This window comes from Rodentibacter caecimuris (assembly GCF_001019715.1).
GTDB classification, from domain to species: domain Bacteria; phylum Pseudomonadota; class Gammaproteobacteria; order Enterobacterales; family Pasteurellaceae; genus Rodentibacter; species Rodentibacter caecimuris.
This window is the reverse complement of sequence record NZ_BBXJ01000001.1, coordinates 719,592-739,750: the sequence shown is the minus strand read 5'-3', so window position 1 is coordinate 739,750 and position 20,159 is coordinate 719,592. Positions and strand designations below refer to the sequence as shown.

The following is a 20,159-nucleotide window of genomic DNA, read 5'->3' as shown; positions in this document are numbered from 1 at the left end:
ATGGGGGCATAGCCCCCCTTATTGTAATTAAGCAGCCAGATAATTAAGGATGAAATATGACTCAACAAATTTTTACCGGATTTCCTGCCCGTCGCCTACGCCGTTTGCGTAAACAGGATTTTAGCCGCCGTTTAGTGGCCGAAAACAAATTGACAGCGGATGATTTAATCTATCCCGTGTTTATTTTAGAAGGCGAAAACTACCGTGAGCCCGTGCCTTCTATGCTGGGCGTGGAACGTTTAACCATTGATCAATTATTAATTGAAGCCAGACTTTTGGTGAAATATGGTGTGCCGGTTATTGCTCTTTTTCCAGTCATTGAGGCTGGCAAAAAATCCCTCATGGCAGAAGAAGCCTACAATCCGAATGGTCTGGTTCAACGAGCGGTAAGCGCGTTAAAATCGACTTATCCCGAATTAGGTGTGCTGACGGATGTAGCGCTTGATCCGTACACGATTCACGGGCAAGACGGTATTATTGATGAAGAAGGCTATGTACTAAACGACACGACAACGGATGTTTTAGTTAAACAAGCCCTTTCTCATGCCGAAGCCGGGGCGGATATTGTCGCACCTAGCGATATGATGGACGGACGTATTGGGCGAATCCGTCAAGCATTGGAAGACAACGGTTTTGTTAATACGCAAATTATGGCGTATTCTGCAAAATATGCCTCTAATTATTACGGGCCTTTCCGTGATGCGGTCGGATCATCGGGTAACTTGAAAGGCGGTGATAAGAAAACTTATCAACTGGATCCGGCAAACGGTGATGAAGGTTTGCAGGAAGTTGCCTTTGATTTACAGGAAGGTGCTGATATGGTGATGGTGAAACCGGGTATGCCGTATTTGGATATGGTTTATCGGGTAAAAGAATATTTCGGTGTGCCGACTTTTGCTTATCAGGTATCCGGTGAATATGCGATGCATATGGCGGCCATTCAAAATGGTTGGCTGAAAGAGAAAGAATGTATTATGGAATCGCTACTTTGTTTTAAACGCGCCGGAGCAGATGGTATTTTGACTTATTTCGCCAAACAAGTAGCTGAATGGTTGTATTTGGAAGGAAAGGATAAATAGCCTTTTTCGGTAAAATGTGATCTTTATCATCAAAATTAGATAAAATTCAATAGAAATGAGAAAATATTAAATATTTTCTCATTTTTTATTTTTTCTTCATTTTTTCCTTAAAAAAATAATTGCAATATTAAATAAGTCATTGCATATTGTTTCTCACTCCGTCATAGAACGGTGGTAAATAATAAAAAACAAACACAACATTAATACGTTAAGAAAAGAAGGAAACGAGTATGTCAACAATCACATCTTTAGACGAGTTTTTAGCAAAAGTTGCACAACGTGATGGTCACCAACCGGAGTTTTTGCAAGCGGTTCGTGAAGTTTTTACGTCCATTTGGCCGTTTTTGGAAGCGAATCCGAAATATCGTTCCGAAGCGTTATTGGAGCGCTTGGTCGAACCGGAACGAGCCTTTCAGTTTCGTGTAGCGTGGACGGATGATAAAGGTCAAGTTCAAGTAAATCGTGCATTCCGTGTACAATTTAATAGTGCAATCGGGCCTTACAAAGGCGGAATGCGTTTTCATCCTTCCGTTAATCTCTCAATCTTAAAATTTTTAGGTTTTGAACAAATTTTCAAAAATGCGTTGACAACCTTACCAATGGGGGGCGCTAAAGGCGGTTCGGATTTTGATCCCAAAGGTAAATCTGATGCGGAAGTGATGCGTTTTTGTCAGGCGTTGATATCAGAATTGTATCGCCATATCGGGTCGGATACGGATGTGCCTGCCGGGGATATTGGAGTGGGTGCTCGCGAAGTAGGATACCTTGCCGGTTATATGAAAAAATTATCCAATCAGGCTGCTTGTGTATTTACCGGTCGTGGTTTATCTTTCGGCGGTAGCTTAATTCGCCCTGAAGCAACCGGCTATGGTTTGGTTTATTTTGCCCAAGCCATGTTAGCGGAAAAAGGAGATAGTTTTGCAGGGAAAGTGGTGTCTGTTTCAGGCTCGGGAAATGTGGCGCAATATGCTATTGAAAAAGCTTTGTCACTAGGTGCAAAAGTCGTCACTTGCTCGGACTCATCTGGTTACGTCTATGATCCGGAAGGCTTTACCGCTGAAAAATTAGCCGCACTTTTAGATATCAAAAATGTGAAACGCGGTCGAGTGAAAGACTATGCGGAACAATTCGGCTTACAGTATGTGGAAGGTAAACGCCCTTGGGAAGTTAAAGCGGATATTGCGCTTCCTTGTGCAACACAAAATGAACTTGAAATTGCCGATGCAAAAGCATTAATTGCAAATAGGGTACAATTGGTGGCAGAAGGTGCGAATATGCCAACTTCTATTGAAGCAACCGATGCGTTTTTAGAAGCCGGTGTATTATTCGGCCCGGGTAAAGCGGCAAATGCAGGTGGGGTGGCAACCTCCGGTTTGGAAATGGCGCAAAGTTCGCAACGTTTATATTGGACGGCAGAAGAAGTGGATGCCAAATTACACCGCATTATGTTGGATATTCATGCGAACTGTAAAAAATACGGTGTGGAGAAAGGTCAAGAAAACATTAATTATGTTGTTGGCGCAAATGTTGCCGGTTTTGTAAAAGTGGCTGATGCGATGTTGGCGCAAGGGGTTTATTAACTTCTAAATGTTTAACAAAAATGACTGCTCTTTTTGTAAAGTGCGGTCATTTTGTTTATAGAATTTATGTCTCTCCATCGTTGTTTTAACTTGCCTTTTTGTTCAAAAAGTGTAAAATCCTTGGGCTTTTTGTCTATATATACAGAGAAAAAAGTAAGTTATATTTTAAGTGTCTTTCGAACTTGAAAATATTCTTTTAGTAATCAAACATTTAGAGGAAGGTTATGGTAACCATTCGTTTATCTCGTGGCGGAGCTAAAAAACGCCCATTTTATCAAATCGTAGTCGCTGACAGCCGTTCACCGCGTGACGGTCGTTTCATTGAGCGTGTAGGTTTTTTCAACCCTATCGCACAAGGTAAAGCAGAACGTGTTCGCATTGATTTAGACCGTGTAAACCACTGGGTAGGTCAAGGCGCATCATTATCTGATCGTGTTGCGAGCTTGGTAAAAGAAGTTCAAAAAGCGGCTTAATTCGCTTTTAAACGAGAGATAGGTGAAAAATATGGAACAACAACGTATTGAAGTTGTGGGCAAATTAGGCTCAACTTACGGTATTCGTGGGTGGTTGCGTATTTATTCATCAACCGAATATGCTGAAAGCATTTTTGACTATCAGCCTTGGTTTTTAAAAATTAAGGGTGAGTGGCAACCAACAGAACTTGAAAATTGGCGTCATCATAACCACGAACTGATTGTTAAGCTGAAGGGCGTGGATGATCGTGAATCCGCACAGGTTTTAGCAAATATTGAAATCGGTGTGGATTTGTCCGTTTTCCCTGAGCTTGAAGAAGGCGATTATTACTGGCATGATTTAATCGGCTGTTCCGTCGTAAATCTTCAAGGTTATACTATGGGAACGGTAACGGAGATGATGGAAACCGGTTCTAATGATGTTTTGGTGGTTAAAGCAAATACAAAAGATGCTTTTGGAAAACAGGAACGGTTAATTCCGTTTTTGTATGAACAAGTAGTTAAAAGAGTCGATCTCACCACGAAAACTATCGAAGTGGATTGGGACGCTGGTTTCTAATCTCAAGTATGCATAAACGTAATGCTGTATGTTTTTAAACTAAAGTAGGGTCAAATCATGTGGATTGGGATAATTAGTTTATTCCCCGAAATGTTTAAAGCGATTACGGAATTTGGGGTAACCGGCAAAGCTGTAAAACACAATCTCTTGCAGGTGCAATGTTGGAATCCTCGTGATTTCACGCATGATAAGCATAAAACCGTTGATGACCGACCTTATGGTGGTGGTCCGGGGATGCTGATGATGGTACAACCTTTACGGGATGCTATTCATGCGGCAAAAGCGGTTGCGGGAGAGGGTGCAAAGGTAATTTATCTTTCACCGCAAGGACGTAAACTTGATCAAAACGGTGTAACGACATTAGCACAAAACCAAAAATTAATTTTGGTCTGTGGTCGTTATGAAGGTATTGATGAACGATTGATTGAAACTGAAATTGATGAAGAATGGTCAGTCGGAGATTACGTCTTAACCGGCGGAGAATTGCCGGCAATGACATTAATTGATGCTATTGCCCGTTTTATTCCTGGTGTATTAGGCAAGCAGGCTTCGGCAGAAGAGGATTCTTTTGCAGACGGATTGCTGGATTGTCCGCATTACACCCGTCCGGAAGTGTTAGAAGGCTTAACCGTACCACCAGTGCTGATGTCGGGGCATCATGAAGAAATTCGTAAGTGGCGATTAAAACAATCACTAAAACGAACATGGCTCCGCCGCCCTGAGCTCTTAGAAAGCCTAGCTCTGACTGACGAACAATGTAGGCTGTTAAAACAGGTGCAAACCGAGCGTAACAGTAAAATCAGTTAATTCTAGGATAACAAAGGATTAAAAATGTCTAACATTATCAAACAACTTGAACAAGAACAATTAAAACAAAATGTACCTAGCTTTCGCCCAGGTGATACTTTAGAAGTTAAAGTATGGGTTGTTGAAGGTAGCAAACGCCGCTTGCAGGCATTCGAAGGCGTGGTTATTGCAATTCGTAACCGTGGCTTGCACTCTGCGTTCACTTTACGCAAAGTATCTAATGGCGTAGGTGTTGAGCGTGTATTCCAAACTCACTCACCGGCGGTAGATTCAATCTCTGTTAAACGTAAAGGTGCGGTACGTAAAGCGAAACTTTACTACTTACGTGAGCGTTCAGGTAAGTCTGCTCGTATTAAAGAGCGTTTGGGTGAATAATTTCACTGAAAAAAATATAAAAGCTTGGTTTTTTCCAAGCTTTTTTTATATTAAAAAATAAAACTTTAACAAAAGTTGTAAAATATCAAATTTTGTTTATTAATGTTTATTGCAAAGAATAGTTAAGAGAGTAAAATGTCTCCAAATTATAACTACAATACTAAAAATGAAGGCTCTATATAAGGTGTTTTATGCCAGATGTTAAAAATTCTTCAATAGTAGCATTAACTCCAATCGAAGCGACAAATTTCGCAGAAGATAGCGCAACTTATAAAGCTCGAAAACGACCTTTACTTTCTTTTATGTCGGGTATCAGTGCCGGTGCTTGCATTGCACTAGCATTTGTATTTTATACAACCACGCAGACCGCACTTGTTGAAGTATCATGGGGATTAGCTAAACTGGTAGGCGGAATAGTTTTCTCTATCGGAGTCATTATGGTGGTGTTATTGGGGGCGGAACTCTTTACTTCATCCACTATCACATTTATTGCCCGTATTGCTGGTAAAATCACAACATGGCAAATGCTTCGTAATTGGATTGCAGTATATTTTGGAAACTTTATCGGTGGTCTAATTATTACCGCGCTTATTTGGTTTGGCGGTCAAACTATGGTTGCAAACGGTCAATGGGGTCTAACTATACTTACAGTGGCACAACATAAAATTCATCATACTTGGTTTGAAGCCTTTAATTTAGGCATTTTATGTAACATTATGGTGTGCTTGGCGGTTTGGTTATCTTATTCGGGAAAGACAGTTGTAGATAAGGCATTTATTATGATTTTGCCGATTGCCTTATTTGTGGCATCAGGTTTTGAACACTGTGTGGCGAATATGTTTATGATTCCTATGGGAATTATGACCGCACATTATAGTAGTCCTGAATTTTGGCTACAATTAGGCATTGAAGCGAACAAATACGCTGATTTAAATGTCTACAATTTTATTGTAAAGAATTTAATACCGGTAACGTTGGGTAATATTGTAGGCGGTGCAGTTTGCGTTGCCTTATTTCAACGTTACTTGACAAGATCTCATTAGCCATTAATGAATTGAAAGGGTTTATTTTTAATAATTAACAAAGGAAATGACTATGTCAGAACTTAATGATGCACAAAAAGTTGCTTGGGCTGGTTTTACAGGCGGTGATTGGCAAGAAAATGTCAATGTACGTGATTTTATTCAAAAAAACTATACACCATATGAAGGTGACGATTCTTTCTTAGCAGGGCCGACCGAAGCGACAACTAAGCTTTGGGAAACCGTTATGGAAGGGATTAAAATTGAAAACCGCACACATGCCCCATTGGACTTTGATGAGCATACACCATCAACGATCATTTCTCACGCACCGGGTTATATCAATAAAGATTTAGAAAAAATCGTTGGTCTTCAGACCGATGCACCTTTAAAACGTGCGATCATGCCATTTGGTGGTATCAAAATGGTAGAGGGGTCATGTAAAGTTTATGGTCGCGAGCTTGATCCGGAAGTGAAAAAAATCTTTACCGAATATCGTAAAACCCATAACCAAGGGGTGTTTGATGTTTATACTCCGGACATTTTACGTTGTCGTAAATCCGGTGTGTTAACCGGTTTACCGGATGCTTATGGTCGTGGTCGTATCATCGGGGATTATCGCCGCGTTGCACTTTACGGTGTCGATTTCTTAATGAAAGATAAATACGCCCAATTCTCCTCTCTACAAGAAAATCTTGAAAATGGTATTGATCTTGAAGCAACGATTCGTTTACGTGAAGAAATCGCAGAGCAACACCGTGCACTTGCTCAAATGAAACAAATGGCGGCAAGTTACGGCTACGATATTTCTAATCCGGCAACGAATGCACAAGAAGCAATTCAATGGATGTATTTTGCTTATTTAGCAGCAATTAAATCGCAAAATGGTGCGGCAATGTCATTTGGTCGTACTGCTACCTTCATTGATATTTACATTGAACGCGACTTAAAAGCAGGCAAAATCACGGAAGGGGAAGCACAAGAATTAGTTGATCACTTAGTGATGAAACTACGTATGGTGCGTTTCTTACGTACGCCTGAATATGATCAATTATTCTCCGGCGACCCAATGTGGGCAACAGAAACCATCGCCGGTATGGGATTGGACGGTCGTACATTAGTGACCAAAAATACCTTCCGTATTTTGCATACCCTTTATAATATGGGAACTTCTCCGGAGCCAAACCTTACTATTCTTTGGTCTGAACAATTACCGGAAAACTTCAAACGTTTCTGTGCAAAAGTTTCTATTGATACTTCATCCGTTCAGTATGAAAACGATGATTTAATGCGTCCTGACTTCAATAACGATGATTATGCAATCGCATGTTGCGTATCACCGATGATTGTCGGTAAACAAATGCAATTCTTCGGGGCTCGTGCGAACTTAGCGAAAACCTTGCTATACGCAATCAATGGTGGTGTTGATGAAAAATTAGGTATGCAAGTTGGACCTAAAACTGCACCGATTACAGATGAAGTATTAGATTTTGATACTGTAATGACCCGCATGGATAGTTTCATGGATTGGTTAGCAAAACAATATGTGACTGCGCTAAATATTATCCACTATATGCATGATAAATATTCATATGAAGCGGCATTAATGGCATTACATGATCGTGATGTATATCGCACAATGGCGTGTGGTATTGCTGGTCTTTCTGTGGCGGCGGATTCACTTTCTGCAATCAAATATGCCAAAGTAAAACCAATCCGTGGCGACATTAAAGATAAAGAAGGGAATGTTGTTGCTTCTAACGTAGCAATCGATTTTGAAATCGAAGGCGAATATCCACAATATGGTAACAACGATAACCGTGTAGATGACATTGCGTGTGATTTGGTTGAACGCTTTATGAAGAAAATTCAAAAACTCAAAACTTATCGCAATGCAGTACCTACTCAATCCGTACTTACTATCACCTCTAACGTGGTATATGGTAAGAAAACAGGTAATACACCGGATGGTCGCCGTGCCGGTGCACCATTCGGACCTGGGGCAAACCCAATGCATGGTCGTGACCAAAAGGGTGCGGTAGCGTCATTAACATCTGTAGCTAAACTTCCGTTTGCTTATGCAAAAGATGGAATTTCTTACACTTTCTCAATCGTACCAAATGCATTAGGTAAAGATGCAGAAGCACAACGTCGTAACCTTGCAGGTTTGATGGATGGTTATTTCCATCATGAAGCAACAGTTGAAGGTGGCCAACACTTAAATGTTAATGTGTTGAACCGTGAAATGTTGTTAGATGCAATGGAAAATCCGGATAAATATCCACAATTAACTATTCGTGTATCAGGCTATGCGGTGCGTTTTAACTCTTTGACTAAAGAGCAACAACAAGACGTGATTACCCGTACCTTTACGGAAACCATGTAAAATTTTGAAAAAATTGACCGCACTTTAGCGGAAATATCGAAATAGTGAGCCTGAGTGAAATCAGGCTCATTTTTTATTATTGTATATTCTGATAAAATTTAGCTATATTTTTAATTGTGAGTTTATTATGTCTGTTTTAGGAAGAATTCATTCATTTGAGTCTTGTGGTACGGTAGACGGTCCGGGCATTCGTTTTATTTTATTTATGCAAGGCTGTCTTATGCGTTGTAAATACTGTCACAACCGAGATACTTGGGATTTGGATGGCGGTAGAGAAATCAGTGTTGACGAGCTAATGAAAGAAGTGGTGAGTTATCGTCATTTTATGAATGCAACGGGTGGCGGTGTGACGGCATCAGGTGGTGAGGCGATTCTTCAGGCGGAATTTGTACGGGACTGGTTCCGTGCTTGTAAAAAAGAGGGGATTAATACTTGTCTTGATACCAATGGTTTTGTCCGTCATTATGATCCCGTGATTGATGAACTCTTGGATGTTACCGATCTTGTTTTACTCGATTTGAAGGAATTAAATGATCAGGTTCACCAGAATTTGATTGGTGTACCTAATAAACGAACGCTGGAATTTGCTAAATATTTGCAAAAACGTAATCAAAGAACCTGGATTCGCTATGTAGTGGTTCCGGGTTATACAGACAGTGATCATGATGTCCATCTGCTTGGACAATTTATTGAAGGAATGGAAAATATTGAAAAAGTTGAGCTATTGCCTTATCACCGTCTTGGGGCGCATAAATGGAAAACACTCGGTTTTGATTATGAGCTTGAAGATGTAATGCCGCCGACACGTGAATCGTTGGAACATATTAAATCAATTTTAGAGGGTTACGGACATATTGTTAAATTCTAATTGAAGATAAACTCATTAAATCTAAGGAGGAAATGATGAAAAAACTGATTTTGGCCTTTCCTATTCTGTTACTGACCGCTTGTTCTATCCACTCGCAACAAAATACAGCGTTTCAGAATGTTAAACTGACACCGCCAACGCAAGATCGCCAGGGATATGTGCGCTTGGTGAAAGATGTGACTTATTACATAGATACGGATTCTATTTGGGTTGATAACGAAGAACCTAAAGAAGTGCATTTTGACGCAGTAATTAATTTAGACCAAGGTTTATATGTTTACCCAAAAGAATCGAAACGCTATGCACGTTCTGTTCGCCAATATAAAATTTTAAATTGTAAAAATTATCGCCTAACACAAGTACGCACTGATTTTTATGATGAGTTTTGGGGAGAGGGGCTACGTGCCGCACCGAAAAAACAAGAGAAGTATAGTATTCGTTTAATACCCAAAACCACGCTTTATAATGCAGCACAGATTATTTGTGTGAATTACAGTAAATAATCTAGTTAGATAGTAAAAGGTCGCTCATCTGCGACCTTTGCATATTTCAATATTTAAAAAGTTAAGCGATCACGATTTTTTTCAAGGGTTGCTTTGCCAATCCCTTGCACTTCAAGCAGTTGCTCGGCTGTAGTGAAATTACCGTATTTTTCACGATATTGCACGATTGCTTCTGCTTTTTTCGCCCCAATACCGGTTAAGAATTTTTGAATTTCACTTGCCGTTGCCGTATTGATATTGAGTTTATCGCCTATATTTTTTGAGAGCACATTTTCGGTAATCTCGGTTTGTGTAGCCGTAGGCTCCACAGTTTTTTCTTCTGCAAATGAGCTTGCACTAATTAATGCACTTCCTAAAAGGAGTGTGCGAATTAAGGTTTTAATTAATTTCATAGTGTTTCCTTGTTAATGATGAAAATGTTGATAAAATCAACACCAATATTTTTTCTATTTCCATGAAAATAAACAAGAAATCAACCGCCCTTTTGCGATCATGCTCGAAAAGTTTAGGTGTTATGAAATAAAAACGGCTGTTTATGAATAATGGTCGCCATTGATTTAGTATCAAAATTGGTATGCTATGTTTAAATTTTTAGTTTGTTCAACCGCCCTTTTTTTTGCGATGGCAACGGCACGGGCAGAACAGTTTGTCTCCTTGACCCTGTGTAGCGATCGCCTGTTACTGGACATTGCCCGCCCGGAGCAAATCGCAGCAATGTCCGCCTACTCTAAAAAACCGTTGATGATGTTAGACAAAGTGAACACCGATAAGCCCGCTCTTGAGCCGCAGCTAGCCGTTTTATTACCTTATTTAGACAAAACTATATTTATCAACGAAACATTTTATCCTCAGCTTGTACAGGATTTGAAAAAACTGGGAGCAAATATTATCCCCCTTAACGATACTCCGCAAACACCCGATGAACTCTTCGCGTTGATATTGAAGCTGGGCAAAATCACCGGTAATGAAATTCATGCAACGCATTTGGTAAAAACATTGCAATTAAAGAATTTTAAGTTAAATCTATCTTTTACCGATACCTTAATGCTTTCTGATACAGGCGTAGCGGAGAGTGATTTTCCACAATATTCCACGTTGCTTAATGTGCTTGGATTAACCCCGCTGAAAATGCTGCTCACTGCACAAAATTTTTCTCTCGAAAGAATGTTGCTTTCCCAGCCGAATGTACTGATTGAAATCTCAGATAAACAAAGTTATAACCAACAAGCGGCGTTACTTAATCATCCGATTTTACAAAAACTTTTTCAAAACCGACCGCACTTTCGTATTCCAATGAAATACACCTATTGTTTTGATCACGGCGTGTGGCAGGGGGCAGAACTGATTTATAACCAATACAACACCTTACATTAGGGCTAGCGAAATGAAGAAAATAATATCCATTGTACTGTTATTTGTTGTGATTATTGGTGGTGTGGCTTTTTTAATGCTAAAATCAATGCCCGACAGTATTTTAAAAGGCGAAAAAGAAGCCAATCCACAGGTTTTAAATACGCAACCATTACCCGAAAATACGCCGATTACCCGATTAGTTGTGATGAAAAGTGAACGGCAAATGTGGGCATATCATCAAGATAAACTTGTGAAAATTTACCCGATTTCTCTTGGCAAATCACCGGTGGGACATAAGCAATTTGAAGGGGATAAAAAAACACCGGAGGGGGTTTATCGTATTAACGAACGTAATGCCAATAGTCATTATCACAAAAATTTAGGCATTTCATACCCCAATTCTACCGATAAAGCCTATGCCCAATCTCAAGGAAAATCGCCCGGCGGATTAATAAAAATTCACGGATTACCCAATAAATCCTTTGATATTGGTCGCCAACATTTACGCAAAGATTGGACCGATGGCTGTATTGCCGTAACTAATGAGGAAATTGATGAACTATTTAATGCCGTGATACACAATGCTGAAATTGATATTCGCCCATAAACGTAAATTAAAATGACCGCACTTTAAATGAAAAAATATCTTAACCTATTATTGTTTATACTTTTAATATTGATTGTGGTGTTGGCTCTCAATTACCAACTTCATCATTTCAGCGCATTACGCAACGCGGACGGTATTATCAGCGATATGCGTTCATTAGTGATATGGGATATTCGCCTCCCCCGCATTTTATTGGCTGTGCTGACAGGGGCAAGTTTAGCCCTAGCCGGCAATGCAATGCAGGGCATTTTCCAAAATCCCCTTGCCAGCCCCGGTTTACTCGGCAGTGCCAACGGGGCAACCACCACCAGCGTTTTTCTACTCTACTATTTTTCTCTTCCCGCCGTGCTATTGCTGATGGGGGGCGTATTGGGCGCATTAGCCAGCTTTATGCTGGTTTATATGATCGCCCGCAAACAAGGCTCAACAGTGATGATCTTAAGCGGTGTGGCAGTCAATATGCTGTTAGGCTCAGCAATCGCCCTATTGCTCTCGAACGCTGACAGCCCGTGGGCATTGGCAGAACTCTACCGCTGGTTACAAGGCTCGCTGGTTTGGGCAAAAAGGGAGACACTATTGTGGTCGTTACCGATTATATTACTCGGTATACTTTGCATTTTTCAGCAACGCCGCTATGTGGATTTTCTCACCTTTGGCGAAGAAACCGCCGCCACAATGGGCATCAACCCCAAACGGAGCTTTTTCATCACCGCACTCGGCGTAGCGTTATTGGTCGGGGCAACCATTCCGCAAACCGGCACAATCGGCTTTATCGGTTTAATCGCCCCCCATTTAGCCCGAATATTACTCAAAAAACGTCCGTCCCAACTCTATTTGACCAGTGCGTTAATCGGGGCATTATTGTTATTGATCGCTGACTTATGCGTGTTATACCTCCCACTCTTCTCCCATATCTATATCGGCACGCTCACCGCTATTATTGGTGCCCCTTGCCTGATCTGGATTTTACTGACTCAACAACGCAAACTCGCCGGCTAAACGGAGTAACGCAATGATTAAAATCGACAATTTAACCCTAGCTTATGCTTTAACCGACGTCAGTTGCCATATATCCAAAGGAAAATTGGTCGGCATAATGGGGGCAAATGGGGCGGGAAAATCCACGCTGTTGAAAAGTATTGCAGGGATCTTACCCTTTGTAAGCGGTCAGATTTGGCTAAATGCTTGCAAATTAAGCGAAATGACCGCCCGCCAAAAAAGCGAGCAGTTGGCATATCTGGCACAAAATACTGCTATTCAATGGGACTTATCCGCCTATGACGTGATTGCGTTAGGTTTGCCTTTCCCGCTCAAGCCCAAGTATGAGCAGGAAAAAGTGCGGTCGATTTCAGACAGATTTTCTGTTTCCGCCTTATTGGATAAACCCTTTCAGCAACTTTCAGGCGGTGAAAAAGCCCGTGTACAACTGGCACGTTGCTGTATTAAAAATGCCCCATTACTGCTTGCTGACGAGCCAATCGCTTCGCTCGATCCTTATTATCAGCTCGACATTATGGAGCAGCTTAAATCCCTCACACCCAAACAGACGTGCGTGGTGGCAATCCATCATTTACCACTGGCATATAAATTTTGTGATGACGTGATTTTGCTTGATAAAGGGAAAATACTCGCCTACGGCGAAACGCAAGCGGTGTTAAATGCGGAAAATCTTGCGAAAGCCCTTGGCGTACGTGCCAAATTTGATTTAGAAAAAAAAGAGATGTTTTGCGTAGAGAAGTTGGAACGCTGATCCCAACTTCTTAGATTTTTAAAATTGGAAAGCCGATTTCCAATTTTCAAATCAACCATGCAACCGCCTAACCTTCTTTACAACTCAGCCAACGCACTCGAGAGCCTTGATCGTTTTTATAATAAGTCGAACTATGCTGACGTGCGACTAAATCCACAACGCTCCCCTCAATCGGCTGATAAGAGCGATAAATCACCTCAAATCTCGAACCTCGGGTGTTTAAAGCTCGGTTTTCAATATGATCAAATGGTACTGCTTTACCCCCATCTAATTGAAAATAGATCCCAAAATTCTCTTTCAAACGGCTCTCTCTCGACAGCGGGAAATAGGTTGTTAAATAAGAAGTGGACTGGGTTTCTCTGTTTTGACAAGTATAGTCATAGCGTTTATAAGCCGTTGGATTATTTAGCTCTGCTTGGGTGATATTTTCTTTTAAGAAACGGGTTTTAATGGGTTTCTTCGGTGACTGTGTGGTACAGGAAAAGAGTACGAAGACCATAGCCGAAAGGATAAGTAATTTAAATTTGTTCATCGTCAAAAATGAATAATAGGAAATAGATGCGTATGATAGCGGAAATTGGGGAGAGTGCAAGTTGGAGAAAATAGACGATTGGAAGCTGATTCCTATTTATAGGAAAATTTCACAACACTGAACGATATTACCCATTGAGTAGGCGTTAACGATATGTATATTCTCAAGTTATCTTTAAAATCCCTGAAAATATCCAAGAAAATAATAATTTGTTGCATATTAAGGATAATTATAAAAAGGTCTTATAGAGAAATACTATGAACAGAATAAAATTGATAAGGCTGAGGTGGTTTTACAAAGTTTTAAATGAAAGTGACTGTTTGATAACGGCCTAAGGCTCACATCGTGAGTTCGTATAGTGTTGTTCTGCTGAGGCATGCTAGAAATATAGCATTATGTTCCATCTAGGGAAAGTCCCTAGATAGATTAGGTCATAGGAAAAGAAAAGGGAATTTAAATTTTGGCTTTGTTCTTTAAAGAACGGGATAATTCAGGATCTATGCTTAGTAAAAAGGCAAGCATTCCTTTAAACTTTTCAATTTCTATAGATTCTAAAAGCCCTAAACTAGCTTTATGAGCTATAGCTCTTAATTGACGTTTTTTTTCTCTACCTATACTTATATCTCCATTATTAGAAATTACTAATCCCGTTAAAGTTCTATTATGTTTTCTAGACGTAAATACTGTTTTTTCTTTATTAATTTTCAATTTTTTGGGACAATCAATATTTTCAAGGATTTTTTCTATTTCTAATGGTAAAAGAGATAATTTATTAGGAGTATTTGTAGAAAAAGCCAAATCATCAGCATATCTAGTATAAACTATGTCATTTTTAGCACAAAAATCAGATAATCTTGTGTCAAAATCCAACATTATTATATTTGAGATAAATGGGGAAGTGGGTGCTCCAATTGATAGATAAAGATCATCATTATTTTTACAGAAAAAGATGTTCGTTATAAGCTTAATATCATCTTTATCTAAAGTGATATTACTTTTCTCTAAAAAATATTGAAAATCATGGCTTTTAATAGAGTTAAAGAAATCTTTAAAGTCCATTTTCAAAAGATAGTTATTTTTAGCGTGTGGTGACACAAAGTCTTTAATATTTTTATTTTTGATATATGCTACTGCTGCGGAGTGAATCTCAAAATTTATAAGAAATTTGTTTAACACCCAGCGTTGGAGAGTTTTCAAACTTTTTGTAGGCTCTGCTATTTCCCTTTCTCCTCCATGTCTTTTCTTTATGTTATAGCGTTTATATCTGTTAGGGGCTGAGTTTATAAAACTAAGTGCTTCAGTTTCATTAAGGGAAAAGTATTTTCTCAATTTTTCGAGTAACATTTAGTATTTCCTTATTTTTATTTTAAAATCAGCTCTCTCAAATTTCTTAGGTGAATCCGCTTGATAATTTAGACAGCTAGTGTATAACTTTGAAGGGTTGATTTTATATAAAACATTTTTGCCAGATTGTCTAATTATTATTAACTCTAACAACTCTAAAATAGTTATAATTTTCCTAAAAACATCATTAACTAGTTTGATTCCAAATTTTTCTAATATTATTCTATAAAAACGTATTGTTTGAGATGGAAATAAGTCTATTAAATCTAATATCAAAAGAATTATATGATATCTATTCTTTTTATCAAATTTGATTTTTATGTTTTTAGCAGTAATAATATCTAAAAAATGATTAGATATATCTAGAAATAATTTATTGTATGATTCGGTATCATTACTTATACCACTATCTAACGCCCAAACATTAATAAGTTCATCAGAAAGCATATTTTCTTTTATTTTACGAATTGCACCATAGTTAAAAAAACTTTCACAACTATCTTTTATATATTTTTCAGGTGCTATAACTAAAATATTTTTATGTAATTTAGGAAAGCAAGAAAACATTCCAATTTCTGTATAAGCTCCGATGCTTTCTGAAAAAATAATTGTGCCTAAAGATATAGATACAATATCTAATTCAAAATCTACTAAATTAGAATATTTGTTAAAATTTAACCATTCTGGGTATGTTTCAGGAACACTTAAATATTCTGAAATATCATGTTTGTTAATTTTACTCCACTGAATAAACTTTGCTCGGTTAGATTGAATGCTGTTATATAATTTAAATGCTTTATGCCCGGGGTTTAGCGGATCTTTTATTTGTTCTATTTTTTTTATATCATCACCGCCAGAACCAAAAACCCAAATAAAGGGTAGCTTTCCTTTAATTTGGGTTTTGTCTGGATTAATTAATTCAAGAAATTTATCTTTAGCATTATTCATATATTACTAACTACCTAAATAAGCGAGCTTAAGGAAAAATTTCCGTTTAGCGGGCGAGCGGAAATTTTTCCTTAAGCTCGCCATAAATGGAACAATTAATATTCAGTCTGGCGATCCGCCCGACAATAGATAGAAATGTCTACCCAAACGCGTAATTAGTGTTTGCTATTATAGTTTGAAATATTTACTAATAAAAGTATAAAATGAAGTGTAGTATCAAATTTACAAAGTACGTTAGCAACGCACTCTACGATCACTTCATCACCACCTCTAACCCCAACCACTTCTCTACATCCTTCTCTCCCCAACCTTTCCGCTTAGCATAATCCTTCGCTTGATCTTCATCAATTCTGCCTAATGTGAAGTAATTGGAAGCTGGGTGGGTGAAATACCAACCACAAACACTGGCCGCTGGCCACATTGCGTAGCTTTCGGTGAGTTTCATTCCGATGCGTTGTTCCACTTCAAGCAAATCCCAGATAATCTGTTTTTCAGTGTGTTCCGGGCAGCTTGGGTATCCGGGGGCGGGGCGGATGCCGATGTAATCTTCTCGGATCAAGCGGTCGTTTTCAAAGGTTTCTTTGCTATATCCCCACACTTTGGTGCGTAGCTCAAAATGCAGATATTCCGCCATTGCTTCGGCGAGGCGGTCGCCGACCGCTTGCAGGAGAATAGCGTTATAGTCGTCCCCTGCCGCTTTGTAACCTTCGACTAAATCGTGTTCTTCAATGCCTGCGCAGACGGCGAACATTCCGAACCAATCTTGTTTTCCACTCGCTTTGTCGGCGATAAAATCGCTCAAACAGAGGTTGTACGGGCTTTTGCTGTTTTTGCCTCGTTCGCTTTGTTGGCGAAGATGATAGGCTTTGCCTGCGACTAAAGTGCGGTCAGCATTTTGGTAGATTTCAATATCATCACCCACGCTGTTAGCAGGGAAAATCCCCATTACACCACTTGGGTTGAGTTTGCGGTTTTGTTCGAGCTCGTCTAGCACTTTCTGCGCATCATTATAAACTTTGCGGGCTTCTTCGCCACCTTCAGGGTAATCAAAGGCATCGGGATAACCACCCATCAAGCCCCATAAGCGGAAAAACGGCGACCAGTCGATAAATTTTCGCAGCGTGGAAATCGGCACATTTTTATATTCGATAATGCCCGTTTGATTGGGTACAGGCACTTGGTAATCCGCCCATTCGCCACTGAACCCGTCAAAACGGTTTGCCCGTGCTGCCTCAATCGGTAACTGTTTACGGGGTGCTTTTTTATTGGCAAACGCCTGTTGAATTTGCTCGTACTCTTTTTTCGTTCTCGCCCACAATTCCGCTTTGGTATCGGGGTTCATTAAGGCAGCACACACGGTTACAGCACGGGAGGCGTTGGTGGTGTAAATCACTTCGTGTTGATATTTCGGGTAAAGTTTAATTGCCGTATGTTCTTTGGAAGTCGTCGCCCCGCCGATAATCACCGGAATATTGAGGTTGAGACGGTTCATTTCACCCAAAAAATACTCCATTTCATCAAGGGACGGCGTGATTAAGCCGCTCAAGCCGATAATATCCGCCTTTTCCCTGATCGCCGTGTCGATAATTTTATCCGCCGGTACCATCACGCCAAGGTCAATCACCTCAAAATTGTTACATTGCAACACCACACTCACAATATTTTTACCGATGTCGTGAACATCGCCTTTCACGGTCGCAATCACTACTTTGCCGCTACTTGAGCCTTTTTGTTTGGTCGCATTGATAAACGGCTCTAAATAGGCGACCGACTGTTTCATTACCCGAGCGGATTTCACCACTTGTGGCAGGAACATTTTGCCGTCCCCGAACAGATCGCCCACCACGTCCATTCCAGCCATTAGCGGCCCTTCAATCACCTCCAGCGGCGAGCTGAACTGCCGGCGGGCTTCTTCGGTATCTTCAATAATAAAATTGGTGATCCCTTTCACCAAGGCGTTTTTTAAGCGTTCTTCTACCGCCCACGTCCGCCATTCCGCCACGCTGTTATCCTCATTGCAAGCGGTCTGATTGCGGTATTTTTCTGCAATCTCCAACAAACGTTCGGTTGCATCCGAGCGGCGGTTTAGCACTGCATCTTCCACTACTTCACGCAATTCCGGATCGAGATCGTCATAAATCGCCAACTGCCCGGCATTGACAATCCCCATATCCATTCCCTGCTTAATGGCGTGATAGAGGAACACGGCGTGAATCGCCTCACGCATTGGATTATTGCCTCGAAATGAGAACGATACGTTCGACACACCGCCGGAAATCTTGGCGTGCGGCAAGGTTTGCTTAATCCGCCCTGTCGCATTGATGAAATCCACGCCGTAGTTATTGTGTTCCTCAATCCCCGTGCCAATCGCAAAAATATTCGGGTCGAAAATAATATCTTCCGGCGGAAAACCGACTTGATCGACCAAGATCCGATAAGCACGGGTACAAATTTCGACCTTGCGTTCTTCCGTATCCGCCTGCCCGACCTCATCAAACGCCATTACCACCACAGCCGCACCGTAGCGGCGGACTAATTTGGCTTGTCGGATAAATTTTTCCTCTCCCTCTTTGAGTGAGATGGAGTTCACAATCCCTTTGCCTTGAATGGACTGCAAACCTGCTTCAATCACTTCCCATTTTGACGAGTCGATCATCACCGGCACTTTTGCAGCTTCCGGTTCGGTCGCCATAATGTTGAGAAAACGGGTCATACATTTTTGGCTGTCGAGCAATGCCTCGTCCATATTGACGTCAATCACCTGCGCCCCGTTTTCCACTTGATCGATCGCAATTTCAATCGCTTCCGCAAATTTTTCTTCTTTAATCAAGCGTTTGAATTTTGCCGAACCGGTAACATTGTTCCGCTCGCCCACATTCACAAAGAGACTTTCATCATCAATCGTCAGCGGCTCTAAGCCCGACAAACGCATTGCGGTTTTAATGTTGGGAAGTGGACGAGGTTTTATCCCCGCCATTGCCTCTGCAAAGGCTTTAATATGCTCTGGTGTTGTGCCGCAACAGCCGCCAACAATATTCAAAAAGCCGCTTTGCGCCCATTCTTTGAGTTGTGCCGCCATTTCAGCTGTGCCCAAATCGTAACCGCCAAAGGCATTCGGCAAGCCGGCGTTCGGGTGTGCCGACACATAACATTCGCAAATTTTCGACAGTTGCTCCATATACTGACGCAGCTCTTTCGGGCCGAGCGCACAGTTCAAGCCAAAACTGATCGGCTTAACGTGGCGGAGGGAGTTATAAAACGCTTCGGTCGTCTGCCCTGACAAGGTACGCCCCGATGCATCGGTGATCGTGCCGGAAATCATAATCGGCAATTCTACGCCCAGTTCTTCAAACACGGTGTCAATGGCAAAGGCTGCCGCTTTCGCATTCAAGGTGTCAAAAATCGTTTCGATCAACAACAGATCTGCCCCACCTTCGATCAGCCCTCGCGCTGCCTCGGAGTAGGCTTCGACTAATTGCATAAAGGTAATATTGCGAAATCCGGGGTCGTTCACATCGGGGGAAATCGAGGCAGTGCGGTTGGTCGGGCCTAAAATCCCTGCCACAAAGCGCGGCTTTTCGGGGGTGCTATATTTATCAGCGGCAAGGCGCGCCAATCTCGCTCCTGCAACATTCAGCTCATAAGCGACCGCTTGCAGATCGTAATCGGCTTGGGCAATGGTGGTCGCACTGAAAGTATTGGTTTCAATAATATCTGCCCCTGCCTCAAGGTATTTTTCGTGAATGGCGGAAATCAATAAAGGCTGGGTAAGGGTCAGTAAATCATTATTGCCACGCAAATCAATCAGACTATCGGCAAAACGCTCGCCCCGGAAATCGGCTTCGGTCAGCTTATATTTTTGGATCATCGTCCCCATTGCACCATCTAAAATTAAAATGCGTTGGGCGAGGGCGGTTTTTAAAAGTGCGGTTGTTTTTTCTGACATATTATCTCGTTATTTATGAATAGGGTG

19 protein-coding genes are annotated in these 20,159 nt (G+C 40.8%); 14 read left to right on the top strand and 5 right to left on the bottom strand.

Annotated elements, in window-relative coordinates; all coding sequences use genetic code 11:
* Positions 1-56: 56 nt before the first annotated feature.
* From hemB to PNEUHYL_RS03500, 10 genes are all read left to right on the top strand, one after another.
* Positions 57-1,079 carry a porphobilinogen synthase gene (gene hemB, locus PNEUHYL_RS03545; RefSeq protein ID WP_059365890.1) on the top strand — a complete coding sequence of 341 codons (1,023 nt, stop codon included), beginning with the start codon at positions 57-59 and terminating at the stop codon, positions 1,077-1,079.
* Positions 1,080-1,309: 230 nt separating this feature from the next.
* Positions 1,310-2,659: an NADP-specific glutamate dehydrogenase gene (gene gdhA, locus PNEUHYL_RS03540; protein WP_059365889.1), complete on the top strand. Its 1,350-nt coding sequence runs from the start codon at positions 1,310-1,312 to the stop codon at positions 2,657-2,659.
* Between the two features lie 224 nt (positions 2,660-2,883).
* A complete protein-coding gene (rpsP, locus tag PNEUHYL_RS03535; RefSeq protein WP_005540791.1) occupies positions 2,884-3,132 on the top strand; it encodes a 30S ribosomal protein S16 in 249 nt (82 codons plus the stop codon).
* Between the two features lie 31 nt (positions 3,133-3,163).
* Positions 3,164-3,691 carry a ribosome maturation factor RimM gene (rimM, locus tag PNEUHYL_RS03530; protein ID WP_059365888.1) on the top strand — a complete coding sequence of 176 codons (528 nt, stop codon included), beginning with the start codon at positions 3,164-3,166 and terminating at the stop codon, positions 3,689-3,691.
* Positions 3,692-3,748: 57 nt separating this feature from the next.
* Positions 3,749-4,498 carry a tRNA (guanosine(37)-N1)-methyltransferase TrmD gene (trmD, locus tag PNEUHYL_RS03525; RefSeq protein WP_059365887.1) on the top strand — a complete coding sequence of 250 codons (750 nt, stop codon included), beginning with the start codon at positions 3,749-3,751 and terminating at the stop codon, positions 4,496-4,498.
* Between the two features lie 24 nt (positions 4,499-4,522).
* On the top strand, positions 4,523-4,873 hold the full coding sequence (rplS, locus tag PNEUHYL_RS03520) for a 50S ribosomal protein L19 (protein ID WP_059365886.1): 351 nt from the start codon (positions 4,523-4,525) through the stop codon (positions 4,871-4,873).
* Positions 4,874-5,064: 191 nt separating this feature from the next.
* Complete coding sequence (focA, locus tag PNEUHYL_RS03515; RefSeq protein WP_059365885.1) at positions 5,065-5,916, top strand: formate transporter FocA; 852 nt, start codon at positions 5,065-5,067, stop codon at positions 5,914-5,916.
* Between the two features lie 52 nt (positions 5,917-5,968).
* The gene (pflB, locus tag PNEUHYL_RS03510; protein WP_059365884.1) at positions 5,969-8,281 is read left to right on the top strand and encodes a formate C-acetyltransferase; all 2,313 of its coding nucleotides are present in this window, start codon (positions 5,969-5,971) and stop codon (positions 8,279-8,281) included.
* A gap of 127 nt (positions 8,282-8,408) precedes the next feature.
* A complete protein-coding gene (pflA, locus tag PNEUHYL_RS03505; RefSeq protein WP_059365883.1) occupies positions 8,409-9,149 on the top strand; it encodes a pyruvate formate lyase 1-activating protein in 741 nt (246 codons plus the stop codon).
* A 35-nt stretch (positions 9,150-9,184) separates the two neighbouring features.
* A complete protein-coding gene (locus PNEUHYL_RS03500; protein ID WP_059365882.1) occupies positions 9,185-9,652 on the top strand; it encodes a surface-adhesin E family protein in 468 nt (155 codons plus the stop codon).
* A gap of 53 nt (positions 9,653-9,705) precedes the next feature.
* Here the strand turns inward: PNEUHYL_RS03500 and PNEUHYL_RS03495 are convergent, their stop codons facing one another.
* On the bottom strand, positions 9,706-10,044 hold the full coding sequence (locus PNEUHYL_RS03495) for a helix-hairpin-helix domain-containing protein (RefSeq protein WP_059365881.1): 339 nt from the start codon (positions 10,042-10,044) through the stop codon (positions 9,706-9,708).
* A 187-nt stretch (positions 10,045-10,231) separates the two neighbouring features.
* Here PNEUHYL_RS03495 and PNEUHYL_RS03490 point away from each other — a divergent pair, with 187 nt between their 5' ends.
* Genes PNEUHYL_RS03490 through PNEUHYL_RS03475 form a run of 4 tightly spaced genes read left to right on the top strand, consistent with a single transcriptional unit; the run spans position 10,232 to position 13,362 of the window.
* Entirely contained in the window at positions 10,232-11,026 is a 795-nt protein-coding gene (locus tag PNEUHYL_RS03490) for a TroA family protein (protein WP_059365880.1), read from the top strand.
* A 10-nt stretch (positions 11,027-11,036) separates the two neighbouring features.
* Complete coding sequence (locus PNEUHYL_RS03485) at positions 11,037-11,612, top strand: L,D-transpeptidase family protein (RefSeq protein WP_059365879.1); 576 nt, start codon at positions 11,037-11,039, stop codon at positions 11,610-11,612.
* A 27-nt stretch (positions 11,613-11,639) separates the two neighbouring features.
* Positions 11,640-12,611: a FecCD family ABC transporter permease gene (locus tag PNEUHYL_RS03480; RefSeq protein ID WP_059365878.1), complete on the top strand. Its 972-nt coding sequence runs from the start codon at positions 11,640-11,642 to the stop codon at positions 12,609-12,611.
* 13 nt (positions 12,612-12,624) lie between these two features.
* Positions 12,625-13,362, top strand: a complete 738-nt coding sequence (locus tag PNEUHYL_RS03475) for an ABC transporter ATP-binding protein (protein ID WP_059365877.1) — start codon at positions 12,625-12,627, stop codon at positions 13,360-13,362.
* 67 nt (positions 13,363-13,429) lie between these two features.
* Here PNEUHYL_RS03475 and PNEUHYL_RS03470 read toward each other — a convergent pair whose 3' ends face one another.
* The 4 genes from PNEUHYL_RS03470 to metH all read right to left on the bottom strand — a co-directional run bounded on the left by PNEUHYL_RS03470 (position 13,430) and on the right by metH (position 20,132).
* Complete coding sequence (locus tag PNEUHYL_RS03470) at positions 13,430-13,894, bottom strand: hypothetical protein (protein ID WP_059365876.1); 465 nt, start codon at positions 13,892-13,894, stop codon at positions 13,430-13,432.
* 453 nt (positions 13,895-14,347) lie between these two features.
* Positions 14,348-15,238, bottom strand: a complete 891-nt coding sequence (locus tag PNEUHYL_RS03460) for a retron St85 family RNA-directed DNA polymerase (protein ID WP_059365875.1) — start codon at positions 15,236-15,238, stop codon at positions 14,348-14,350.
* Positions 15,239-16,186 (bottom strand): retron St85 family effector protein, encoded by a 948-nt coding sequence (locus tag PNEUHYL_RS03455; RefSeq protein WP_059365874.1) that lies wholly within the window; start codon positions 16,184-16,186, stop codon positions 15,239-15,241.
* Positions 16,187-16,439: 253 nt separating this feature from the next.
* A complete protein-coding gene (gene metH, locus PNEUHYL_RS03450) occupies positions 16,440-20,132 on the bottom strand; it encodes a methionine synthase (RefSeq protein ID WP_059365873.1) in 3,693 nt (1,230 codons plus the stop codon).
* Positions 20,133-20,159 lie beyond the last annotated feature (27 nt).

Excerpts from the sequence above, each read along its gene's own strand:
- PNEUHYL_RS03490 (WP_059365880.1), top strand. The coding sequence starts at position 10,232 with ATGTTTAAATTTTTAGTTTGTTCAACCGCCCTTTTTTTTGCGATGGCA.
- rplS (WP_059365886.1), top strand. The coding sequence starts at position 4,523 with ATGTCTAACATTATCAAACAACTTGAACAAGAACAATTAAAACAAAAT.
- PNEUHYL_RS03480 (WP_059365878.1), top strand. The coding sequence starts at position 11,640 with ATGAAAAAATATCTTAACCTATTATTGTTTATACTTTTAATATTGATT.
- PNEUHYL_RS03455 (WP_059365874.1), bottom strand. The coding sequence starts at position 16,186 with ATGAATAATGCTAAAGATAAATTTCTTGAATTAATTAATCCAGACAAA.
- PNEUHYL_RS03485 (WP_059365879.1), top strand. The coding sequence starts at position 11,037 with ATGAAGAAAATAATATCCATTGTACTGTTATTTGTTGTGATTATTGGT.
- PNEUHYL_RS03495 (WP_059365881.1), bottom strand. The coding sequence starts at position 10,044 with ATGAAATTAATTAAAACCTTAATTCGCACACTCCTTTTAGGAAGTGCA.
- trmD (WP_059365887.1), top strand. The coding sequence starts at position 3,749 with ATGTGGATTGGGATAATTAGTTTATTCCCCGAAATGTTTAAAGCGATT.
- PNEUHYL_RS03470 (WP_059365876.1), bottom strand. The coding sequence starts at position 13,894 with ATGAACAAATTTAAATTACTTATCCTTTCGGCTATGGTCTTCGTACTC.
- PNEUHYL_RS03500 (WP_059365882.1), top strand. The coding sequence starts at position 9,185 with ATGAAAAAACTGATTTTGGCCTTTCCTATTCTGTTACTGACCGCTTGT.
- PNEUHYL_RS03460 (WP_059365875.1), bottom strand. The coding sequence starts at position 15,238 with ATGTTACTCGAAAAATTGAGAAAATACTTTTCCCTTAATGAAACTGAA.
- hemB (WP_059365890.1), top strand. The coding sequence starts at position 57 with ATGACTCAACAAATTTTTACCGGATTTCCTGCCCGTCGCCTACGCCGT.
- pflB (WP_059365884.1), top strand. The coding sequence starts at position 5,969 with ATGTCAGAACTTAATGATGCACAAAAAGTTGCTTGGGCTGGTTTTACA.
- focA (WP_059365885.1), top strand. The coding sequence starts at position 5,065 with ATGCCAGATGTTAAAAATTCTTCAATAGTAGCATTAACTCCAATCGAA.
- PNEUHYL_RS03475 (WP_059365877.1), top strand. The coding sequence starts at position 12,625 with ATGATTAAAATCGACAATTTAACCCTAGCTTATGCTTTAACCGACGTC.
- rimM (WP_059365888.1), top strand. The coding sequence starts at position 3,164 with ATGGAACAACAACGTATTGAAGTTGTGGGCAAATTAGGCTCAACTTAC.
- gdhA (WP_059365889.1), top strand. The coding sequence starts at position 1,310 with ATGTCAACAATCACATCTTTAGACGAGTTTTTAGCAAAAGTTGCACAA.
- metH (WP_059365873.1), bottom strand. The coding sequence starts at position 20,132 with ATGTCAGAAAAAACAACCGCACTTTTAAAAACCGCCCTCGCCCAACGC.
- pflA (WP_059365883.1), top strand. The coding sequence starts at position 8,409 with ATGTCTGTTTTAGGAAGAATTCATTCATTTGAGTCTTGTGGTACGGTA.
- rpsP (WP_005540791.1), top strand. The coding sequence starts at position 2,884 with ATGGTAACCATTCGTTTATCTCGTGGCGGAGCTAAAAAACGCCCATTT.